8 protein-coding genes are annotated in these 9,172 nt (G+C 66.3%); 1 reads left to right on the plus strand and 7 read right to left on the minus strand.

Annotated elements, in window-relative coordinates; genetic code table 11:
* Positions 1-47: 47 nt before the first annotated feature.
* The 5 genes from ABD134_RS07350 to ABD134_RS07370 all read right to left on the minus strand — a co-directional run bounded on the left by ABD134_RS07350 (position 48) and on the right by ABD134_RS07370 (position 4,792).
* Positions 48-1,055 carry an ABC transporter substrate-binding protein gene (locus ABD134_RS07350; RefSeq protein ID WP_344228215.1) on the minus strand — a complete coding sequence of 336 codons (1,008 nt, stop codon included), beginning with the start codon at positions 1,053-1,055 and terminating at the stop codon, positions 48-50.
* Positions 1,056-1,119: 64 nt separating this feature from the next.
* The gene (locus tag ABD134_RS07355) at positions 1,120-1,593 is read right to left on the minus strand and encodes a MaoC family dehydratase (protein WP_344228217.1); all 474 of its coding nucleotides are present in this window, start codon (positions 1,591-1,593) and stop codon (positions 1,120-1,122) included.
* A 106-nt stretch (positions 1,594-1,699) separates the two neighbouring features.
* A complete protein-coding gene (locus ABD134_RS07360; protein ID WP_344228219.1) occupies positions 1,700-2,869 on the minus strand; it encodes an acyl-CoA dehydrogenase family protein in 1,170 nt (389 codons plus the stop codon).
* Positions 2,870-2,885: 16 nt separating this feature from the next.
* The gene (locus tag ABD134_RS07365; RefSeq protein ID WP_344228221.1) at positions 2,886-3,854 is read right to left on the minus strand and encodes an amidohydrolase family protein; all 969 of its coding nucleotides are present in this window, start codon (positions 3,852-3,854) and stop codon (positions 2,886-2,888) included.
* Between the two features lie 8 nt (positions 3,855-3,862).
* Positions 3,863-4,792: an SDR family NAD(P)-dependent oxidoreductase gene (locus tag ABD134_RS07370; RefSeq protein WP_344228223.1), complete on the minus strand. Its 930-nt coding sequence runs from the start codon at positions 4,790-4,792 to the stop codon at positions 3,863-3,865.
* 222 nt (positions 4,793-5,014) lie between these two features.
* Between ABD134_RS07370 and ABD134_RS07375 the strand changes: the two genes are divergently transcribed.
* Positions 5,015-5,581 carry a MarR family winged helix-turn-helix transcriptional regulator gene (locus ABD134_RS07375; RefSeq protein ID WP_344228225.1) on the plus strand — a complete coding sequence of 189 codons (567 nt, stop codon included), beginning with the start codon at positions 5,015-5,017 and terminating at the stop codon, positions 5,579-5,581.
* 379 nt (positions 5,582-5,960) lie between these two features.
* Here ABD134_RS07375 and ABD134_RS07380 read toward each other — a convergent pair whose 3' ends face one another.
* The gene (locus ABD134_RS07380) at positions 5,961-7,400 is read right to left on the minus strand and encodes an NAD(P)-binding domain-containing protein (protein WP_344228226.1); all 1,440 of its coding nucleotides are present in this window, start codon (positions 7,398-7,400) and stop codon (positions 5,961-5,963) included.
* Positions 7,401-7,870: 470 nt separating this feature from the next.
* Positions 7,871-8,989, minus strand: coding sequence for a hypothetical protein (locus tag ABD134_RS07385; RefSeq protein ID WP_344228228.1), 1,119 nt, complete (start codon positions 8,987-8,989; stop codon positions 7,871-7,873).
* Positions 8,990-9,172: the final 183 nt, after the last annotated feature.

Here is a 9,172-nt window from a genome sequence, read left to right on the forward strand (position 1 = left end):
CGCTGCGCCGCGAAGGTGAGGGGCCGGCGTCGGGCCCGCCACAGGTATTACTGGATGAACAGCTTCGCCGGATCCGGAGCCTCACCGATGAAGCCGTACTTCACGGCCAGCTCCGCCGTCTTGTTGAGCTGATCGGTGCGGATCTCGCCGCTGAGCTCCTCCATCTTGAGATTCTGGGCAACCTCCTGCGGCAGGTCGATGAACTCCGGCAGCAGGTCTCGGGTGCCCTCGGGATCCTCCTCCGAGGCCGCCAGGACCTCGGTCATCGCGGTCGCGAAGTCCGCCACGATCTCCGGGTTCTCCTCGGCGTAGGCCCCCGAGGTGAAGGTGACCATGGTGGGCATGCCGGGGATGGCGTCCTGGAAGGAGTACCCGACGAGCGCGTTGGCCTCATCGGAGAGCACATTGCTCAGGAACGGCTCGGGAACCCAGATGGCATCCACGTTGCCCTGCTCCAACTGAGCCGGCATGTCGGGGAACGGCATCTCGTTGAACTGCAGAGCCTCCGGGTCCGCCCCGGCCTCCTCGGCGTCGTTCATGATGGTCAGGTCCCCCAGCGTCCGCAGGGCGTTGACGGAGGTGACCTTGCCTTCGAGATCCGCATAGTCCTCGATGCCGCTGTCAGCCCGTGTGACGACTCCGGCGATGTCATCACCCTCGGCCAGCGAGTTGGAATACCCGGCGGCGATGCGCATGTCCAGTCCTTGATCCACAGCGGTCATGACGGACAGCGGGTTGCCCACGCCGAACGTGATCTGCTGGTTGGAGACGGCGGGCAGCATGGCGGCGCCGGCATTCTGGGTCGAGAGTTCGACCTCGAAGCCGTGCTCCTCGAAGATGCCGTTCTCGATGCCGTACTGCACACCCACCGACGGGGCGATCGGCAGTACACCGACTGTCACCGGGGTGAGCTCCCCGGAGGCGGTGCCGCTTTCGGAGGCGCCGGCGGACGTCGCGTCTCCGCCCTCACCGGTCGGCGAGCCCGAACCACAGCCTGTGAGTGCCAGGCCCGCCACGGCGGCGGTGGCCATGAGGGATGCGAACTTCTTGTTCATGGATTTCTCCTGGGTTCGTGCCCGGCGGGGGGTGCCGGGCTGCGAGAGCCTGAGTGCGGGTGCCTCAGGCGTAGAAGCGGGACAGGAACGTCGCGACGACCGCGGGGCGCTCCTGGCCCTCAATCTCGATGGCTCCGTCAGCCACCAGGTGCAGGCCGTTGCCCTTGACCTCGGAGACCTCCTTGACGGTGATCTGCATGCGGATGCGGGAACCGACCTTCACCGGGGAGGTGAAGCGGACCTTGTCGAGGCCGTAGTTGACCTTGGTCTTGACGCCGGTGACGTCGAACAGCTCAGACCAGAACGGGATGATCAGGGACAGGGTGAGGAACCCGTGGGCGATCGGGGCACCGAAGGGACCATCCTTGGCACGCTCGGGATCCGTGTGGATCCACTGGTGGTCATCGGTGGCATCGGCGAAGGTGTCGATCATCTGCTGGGTGACCTCGCGCCACTCGGTGACACCCAGGTCCGCCCCGGCGAGGTTCTTGACCTCGTCGAAGGGAACGACGGTCTTGGCAGTGGTGGTTTCGCTCATGGTGATTTCTCCTTTGAACTGTGTTCTACATCACAATAGTTGGGAAGTGCAATGGTCTCGGCCCATCGGTGATGAATTCGTGACCCTGCGCTCCAGGGGACGGTCGCTAGACGAAGGCGCCGACTCCGGTGACGGCGCGCCCCACGATTAGGGCGTTGATCTCGTGGGTGCCCTCGTAGGAGTAGACGGCCTCCGCATCCGCGTGGAAGCGGGCGACGTCGGTATCCAGGGTGATGCCGTTTCCGCCGCAGACCTCGCGGGCCAGCGCCACGGTCTCCCGCAGCCGCAGGGCGGTGAACATCTTGGCCAGCGCCGAGTTCTCGTCCCTGTAGGTGCCGGCGGCCTGCTGTTCGGTCAGCTGCACCACCATGCCCAGCGAGGCGGTGAGATTGCCCAGCATCGTCGCCAGCTTCTCCTGGACCAGCTGGAACCCGGCGATCGGCCGGCCGAACTGCTCCCGCGACCGGACATAGCGCAGGGCGGCCTCGAAGGCGCCGGCCTGGGCGCCGGTGGCCATCCAGGCGACATCCGAGCGCATGCTGCGCAGGCACCGGCTGACGTCCTTGAAGGAGTTGATTCCCTGGAGCCGGTCCGCCTCGTCCACCCGCACGTCCGTGTAGGTGATGTGCGCGTTCTGCATGATGCGCAGGCTGGCCTTGTTCCGGATCAACTCGAGCTGCACGCCTTCAGCCTTGCGCGGCACCAGGAAGCACTTGACCTCACCGTCCTCCTCGTCCCGGGCGAAGGTGGCCAGCACGTCCGACTCGAAGGCCCCGCCGATCCAGCGCTTGGCGCCGTTGATCAGCCAGGACCCGTCCTGCTGCCGCCGCGCCGACGTGGCCAGCCCGCCGGCCACGTCCGAGCCGTGGTCCGGCTCCGTGAGGGCGAAGACACCGGTCAGGGAGTAGTCCACGATCTTCGGGTCCAGCTCCGCCACCTGCTCCGCGGAGCCGCCCAGGCGCACCGCGGTGCGGAACAGCCCGGCCTGCGCGTTGAAGTAGGTGCAGACGTTCAGGTCGGTCCGAGCGAGCTCAAAGTTCCGGAAGCCCGTGAGAAGGTCCCGGATGGGCTCGCCGGCGGCCTTCAGTGCCGGCGGGTCCATCAGCTTCAGATCACGCAGGGGCTGGCGGATCTCCTCCGGGAACGTCGCCGCGTCCCAGTGTTCATTGAGGTGCGGCTTGACCTGCTCGTCGAGAACGGTGACCAACTCGGACAGCACGGAACGCTCAGCCTCGGTGAGGCGCTCGGCGAAGCCGTACAGGTCAGAGGGGGTCACGGTCCCGGTCACGGGTTCACGCACCCCGGACCCCCGGGGTAGAGCCCGAGGTGGAGTCCAGGCCGAGCAGCCGAACCGCGTTGTCCTTGAGGATCAGCGGCCGGACCTCGTCCTTCAGGGGGAGGTCCGCGAAGGCCCGCATCCACTTCTCCGCCGTGATGAGCGGGAAATCGGTGCCGAACAGCACCTTGCGGGACAGCACGTTGTTGGACTGGCGCACGAGCGACTCCGGGAAGTACTTCGGCGACCAGCCGGAGAGGTCGATGTACACGTTCGCCTTGTGGGTGGCGATCGAGTTGGCCTCGTCCTGCCACGGAACCGAGGGGTGGGCCATGATGATCGGCAGGTTCGGGTGGTCCGCCGCCACCTCGTCCAGCAGCAACGGATTCGAGTACTTGAGCTTGATACCGCGGCCCCCCGGAAGCCCGGCGCCCATGCCATTCTGGCCGGTGTGGAAGATGCACGGCAGCCCGAACTGTTCGAGCTCGGCCCACAGGGGGCGGAACTGCTCGTCCGAGGGGTCGAAACCCTGGACGGAGGGGTGGAATTTGAAGCCGCGCACTCCCAGCACGTCGGCCTGGCGGCGAGCCTCGACGAGCGCCGCCGGACCCTTGCGGGGATCCACGGAACCGAACGGGATCAGCACGTCATTGTTCCGGGCGCAGCCGGCCACCAGGTCATCGATGGAGTTCGGCGCGTGGTCCATCTGGGTGCTGGCATCCACGGTGAAGACCACCGCGGCCATCTTCTGCTCGCGGTAGATCTCACCGATCCGGTCGATCGACGGGGTGCGCTCCTCGGCCTTGAAGTACTTCGAGGAGGCCTCCATGACGTCCTCTGGCATGGACACGTGGCCGCAGTCGTCCACTTCCAGGTGCACGTGCATGTCGATGGCGGTCACCGCCTCGATGTCCACCCGGCACTCGTAGCGGACGGCGGTCCCGGGGTTTCCGGCTCCGCCGGCGTCCTCGGCGTTGGCGCTCATGCCGGCGCTCACTTCGCGGTCTCGGGCTGCAGCTCAGCGGGCAGCTCCGGCATCTTCTCACCGACGGACTGCAGGTTGGCCTCGAGGAGCGCCTTGCCCTCGGAGAGCATGGTCGCGTAGTCCCAGCCGCCATCGTGGAATTCGGTGGCCACGGGCTCCGGATGGGACCAGACCTGCAGGCGGTCGCCGCCGACGCCGATGGCCTGGCCGGTGATGCCGGCAGCCTCCTCCGAGGACAGGAAGGCGATGACGCCGGCCACGTCCTGGGCGGGCCCGAAGCCGAGGTCCTTGCGGAAGAACTCCGGCATGGCCTCGCCACGCTCGTCCGCCTCGACGGCCGCCTTGAAGAACGGGATGGTCTTGGTCATGGCGGTGGCGGCCACCGGGATGACGGCGTTGACGGAGACGCCGGCCTTCTTCATCTCCATCGCCCAGGTGCGGACCATGCCCACGATCCCGGCCTTGGCGGCGGCGTAGTTGGTCTGACCGAAATTGCCACGCTGACCGGTCGGGGAGCCGATCGTGACGATGCGGCCGGCGACGCCGTTCTCCTTAAAGTAGGCGTAGGCGGAACGGACGCACGTGAAGGTGCCCTTGACGTGCACGTTGATGACCAGGTCGAAGTCCTCGTCCGTCATCTTCAGCAGGGACTTGTCCCGCAGGATGCCGGCGTTGGTGACCAGGATGTCCAGGCCACCGAAGGTGTCCACGGCGGTCTTGACCAGCAGGTCGGCGGTCTCGGAGGAGCCGACGGGGGCCACCACGGCTGCGGCCTTGCCCCCAGCCTCAGTGATCGAGGCGACGGCGGAGTCGGCGATCTCCTGGTTCACATCATTGATGATGACCGACGCGCCCTGGCGAGCCAGTTCCTGCGCGTAGGCGAGGCCGAGGCCTGCTCCGGATCCGGTGACGATGGCTACCTTGCCGTTCAGGGACATGGGTTCTCCTTGCGTGGTTGGGGTTCAGATCGGTGGATCGGAACGATGCTCGAGTACTGGGGTGCAAGTGCCCGTAGGCGCTTCTGGAGTCCATGACAGCCCATACCGTTGAGAAAGTCAATGATGTACATTCACTAATACCATCCTGAAACCGGCCGCCACAGGGGTTGCGCCGCTACACTTGAACAAATCAACGATGTGACGAACGGTTGCGAGAAACGCATGTCTACTTCCACTGACAAGGTTCCCCACGGCTCTGCCGCAACGGCTAGTGCCGCCGCCGCAACCTCCGCCCCCACTGTGTCGACGCCGGAGAGCGCCAGTGGCGCCGGCGACATCCCTGGCGAAGCAACGGACGGGATCGATCGCTTCCTGTCTTCCAACGTGGCTGAGCAGATCCACTTCCTGACCTCGCGCGCCCGCGGCCGCGGCATCAGCCACGCCAATCATCAGCTGGAGGGGCTGGACCTGAAGGTCCGTCAGTTCTCTGTACTGTCCCTGGCCGCCAGCGGGCAGAACCCGTCCCAGCGTGAGATGGGTGAGTTCCTCGCCCTGGATCCCAGCCAGATCGTCGCCCTCGTGGACAATCTTGAGCAGCGCGGTGCCGTCCTGCGGGAGACCGACCCTCGGGACCGGCGCTCCAAGATCATCGTCGCCACGGAGGCCGGCCGGGATCTACACGCCCGAGCACTGCGGATCCTTGAGGACTCGGAAGACTACACGCTCTCCACCCTGTCCCCGCGCGAGCGCAAGCAGCTGCGCTCCCTGCTGCTTAAGATCGCCTTCTAGCGACCCTGCCGGGGCCGCCACCCCACCTTCCTTTTCCACCGCACGACGTCGGCTGCGCACCCGGGTGCGCGGCCGGCGTCGTGCTGGGCGCGCGTTCGACACACCCCTCCACATGCGTCAACAACTCAATGATTGACTTTACCAAGAGTAATATGCTGCATAGACGTATCGTGTTGCAGATCACAGCCCGGTCGGGACACTGTCCGGCACGAACCGCACTTCCCCGTCCAGACCGGAGCACCCCAAGGACCACGACCTCGCCACCCACGAGCACTAACCCCGTTTTGAGGGCAGAGATTAGTACTAATCTCTGCCCTCAAAACGGGGGTGAGGCTCCCGGACGCACGGAACGGCGTCGAACCGGGCGATCAGGTCCGCGTCAGGCGGTCGGGGTTTCCTCGCCCCGGACGTTCCCGGGTGCCGGGACCTCTGGCGTGCCGGCACCGCGCACGGCCTTCTCGACGTCCGTCTCCTCCGGTGTCGAGAGGTAGCGCTCGAGGGAGTCATCGAGTTCCTGCAACCACGTGGTGTGGTGCTCGGCGGCCAGAGAACCTGTCATCACGGAGCGGTAGGGCTTGTCCCGGTAGGTCAGGATGTTCTTCTTCTTGTCCTCCTTCCAGGCCAGGAAGATCCGCACCACCTCGTCCAGGTCGAACATCGGGTAGTCCGTGGCCTCGATCAGGTCCCGGATGTATTCAGCCTGGAACCGCACGGCATCGGCGTCGCCCCCGACCTCCTGGAAACGCTGGTGCCACTCCTGCAGGTGCTCAGCGCGCTCCGCGGCGGTGGGCAGCTCGACGCGGCCCATGATGAGGTCACGGACGTACCAGGCCTGCGCGTCGAACATGTTGAAGGTGAACCACTGGTCCTGGGCACCCAGGTAATAGACCTTCGGGTTCCCCTGCCACACCACACCCCGGTACAGCCCCGCCGGGTAGATGTTGTTGCCGGACTGCAGGGCGAGATCCGAGGGCAGGAACGGGTACTTGTGCAGGTAGCCGGTGCACAGGATCACCGCGTCGAACTCGCGGATCTCGCCGTTGGAGAAGTGCGCCGTGGTCCCCTCGAAGCGCTCGAGGAGCGGCAGTTCCTCCATGCCCTCCGGCCAGTCGTAGCCCATGGGTCCGGACCGGTAGGACATGGTCACCGAGCGGGCACCCATCTTGAACGCCTGCACGCCGATGTCCTCGGCCGAGTAGGACGCACCGATCAGCAGCACGCGCTGATCCGCCAGCTTCTCCGCGCCGCGGAAGTCATGGGCGTGGTGCAGGGTGCCGGGGAACGTCTCGATGCCCTGGAACTCCGGGACATGCGGGAAGGAGAAGTGTCCGGTGGCCACGATGACGCGGTCGAACTCGGAGGATGTGGTCCGGTGGCTCTTCAGGTCCTCCACGGTAACGGTGAAGATGTCCCGCTTCTCATGGTGCTCGACCCACCGGACCGCCGTGGAGAACCGCACCTTGTCCTTGACGTTGGTCGTCCGGACCCGCCCGTCGATGTAGTCCCACAGGACCTCGCGCGGAGGGTAGGACGAGATCGGGCGGCCAAAGTGCTCGTCGAAGGTGTACTCGGCGAACTCGAGGGCCTCCTTCGGGCCGTTCGACCACAGGTTGCGGTACATGGAAGAGTGCACGGGCTCGCCGTACTGGTCGATGCCGGAACGCCAGTCATAGTTCCACTGACCACCCCAGTCATCCTGCTTCTCGTACGCGACGACCTCCGGGATGTCCTCCCCCGCCCGTTCGGCGGACTCGAAGGCCCGCAGTGCGGCGATGCCGCTCGGTCCAGCTCCAATGATCGCGATGCGCTGTCTAGACACAGCTTCCCTTCCGGCCGGCGACGGCCTTGCTCATTCCTCGACGGGAGCCGGCGGAAGCACGTCGAACTCGGGCGCCACGTCGGCGCGCCTCGGCCTCAACACCGGTTCCTCACATCCACCCCGCGCAGCGGCCGCACCGACGTTCCGCGCCGGCATTCACTGACCCACCACCCAGGGTGCGGCGCCCAGGCTGGGCGCACTCAAGGTGCTTACTTTAGCAAACAGGGGTGGGGCTGGACTGAGTTGGACGGACAGGGCCAGACTGAGTTGGACGGGCAGGGCCAGGGCGTCCTGGTCTTCACCGCACGCCATCCATCGTCAGAGGACAGTGCACCCATGGGTCCCGAAGGTGCAGTGTCCTCTAGTTATGGACGAACGCAGGGACGGCAGGAAGCGGTGGTGGATGGAAGCGAAGGCGGGCTAAACCGACAGGAGACGGGGACGTAGGTCAGGGCAGACGGCCGGCCCTCTCAGCGACGCCGGGGGACGTGGAACTCCTCCAAGAGAGTGCTGAGTCGCCGGCTGTCCATCAGATCAGCCCAGACCCAGCGAGCGAGGTTGTTCCCGGCCCGCCGGATGCCATCCTCACGCAACTTCTCCTGGACCAGTGCATGCTGTCCCTCGGCCCCGGTGGCCTTAGTGGACGCCAGCGCTGCCGTGTACTTCACGAACCCGTCGAACTCCCCTGCCAGACGGATCTCCTCCCACCAGAAGTCGACCCGGGCGAGGAGGCGCCCCTCTCCGTCATATAGGCGGCGCTGCAGGTCAGGAACCACAAACCCTGATTCGTGGATCAGCGCCCTGCTCAGCGACTCCCCGGGGGACTCTGCCAGGCCGTCGGCGAAATCCCATTGGCGTTCGAAACGTGTCCTCTCCGCCCCCGTGCGCAGCACGTGCCGCGCTTCCTGCACCGAGGACTCAACCTGATACGAGGATTTGACATCCACGGCATCCGCACTCGACGACACCGCCAGTCGCTTGAGGGCATCGGCCGGCGCCGTCCCCACGCGCAGCGGTTCACGGCCGAATACGGTGGCCATGGCAACGGGCAGGGTGACGGCACGAACCCTGCCCAGGACGCTGCCGTCCTTCAGGCGGACGGTGACATCGACGAATGCGGCGGCCCCTCCAGGCACATTCCCGTGACGCCGTACACCCGGCAGCATGGGCATCCCCCGCTGGGAACGCCTCACTCGGCCCTCCGTCCGCAGCCGATTCAGCAGGCGGGACGCGGCTTGGGGATTCACATACGGTGAGTGCTGCGCCCTGATCCCCACCTGGCCTCGGTGCGCCGAGATCACGTCCAACGGTGCTGAGATTTGCGCCAGCGGTAGTCCGTGGAGCCTCAACGCCGTGGCCCCGCAGAAGACGACCGGCCGGCGTCGGGAATCCGAGAACGCGACCATGGCCAGAAGTTCCCGCTCGTGTGCCGGTAACAGCAACCACCTCTCCGCCGGGGCGTAGATGCCCGGTGCCAACCGGATGAGGTCACCGCGCGTGGCCCGTCGTGACAAGGCTCGGGAGGATCGGCCGCCGTCTCCAGGCTCGGCGCGCAGCAACAGCGTGTGATCAGCCACCAGGGTTTCCATGGATCCATGGTGGCGGATGAGCCATTCGCCGTGGTGCGGCCTCCACTGCCTGTGGAAAAGCCCTCGTCCACAGCCGGAGGACAGCGCACCGGTGGGTCCCGGAGGTGCAATGTCCTCTCGATGTGGCAGTTTCAGCCTATGCCGTGGCGGCAGGGGCGGCCCGGTCATGACGGCACCGAGACC

Source organism: Citricoccus alkalitolerans (assembly GCF_039528175.1).
GTDB lineage: Bacteria > Actinomycetota > Actinomycetes > Actinomycetales > Micrococcaceae > Citricoccus > Citricoccus alkalitolerans.

Excerpts from the sequence above, each read along its gene's own strand:
- ABD134_RS07350 (WP_344228215.1), bottom strand. The coding sequence starts at position 1,055 with ATGAACAAGAAGTTCGCATCCCTCATGGCCACCGCCGCCGTGGCGGGC.
- ABD134_RS07355 (WP_344228217.1), bottom strand. The coding sequence starts at position 1,593 with ATGAGCGAAACCACCACTGCCAAGACCGTCGTTCCCTTCGACGAGGTC.
- ABD134_RS07365 (WP_344228221.1), bottom strand. The coding sequence starts at position 3,854 with ATGAGCGCCAACGCCGAGGACGCCGGCGGAGCCGGAAACCCCGGGACC.
- ABD134_RS07370 (WP_344228223.1), bottom strand. The coding sequence starts at position 4,792 with ATGTCCCTGAACGGCAAGGTAGCCATCGTCACCGGATCCGGAGCAGGC.
- ABD134_RS07375 (WP_344228225.1), top strand. The coding sequence starts at position 5,015 with ATGTCTACTTCCACTGACAAGGTTCCCCACGGCTCTGCCGCAACGGCT.
- ABD134_RS07385 (WP_344228228.1), bottom strand. The coding sequence starts at position 8,989 with ATGGAAACCCTGGTGGCTGATCACACGCTGTTGCTGCGCGCCGAGCCT.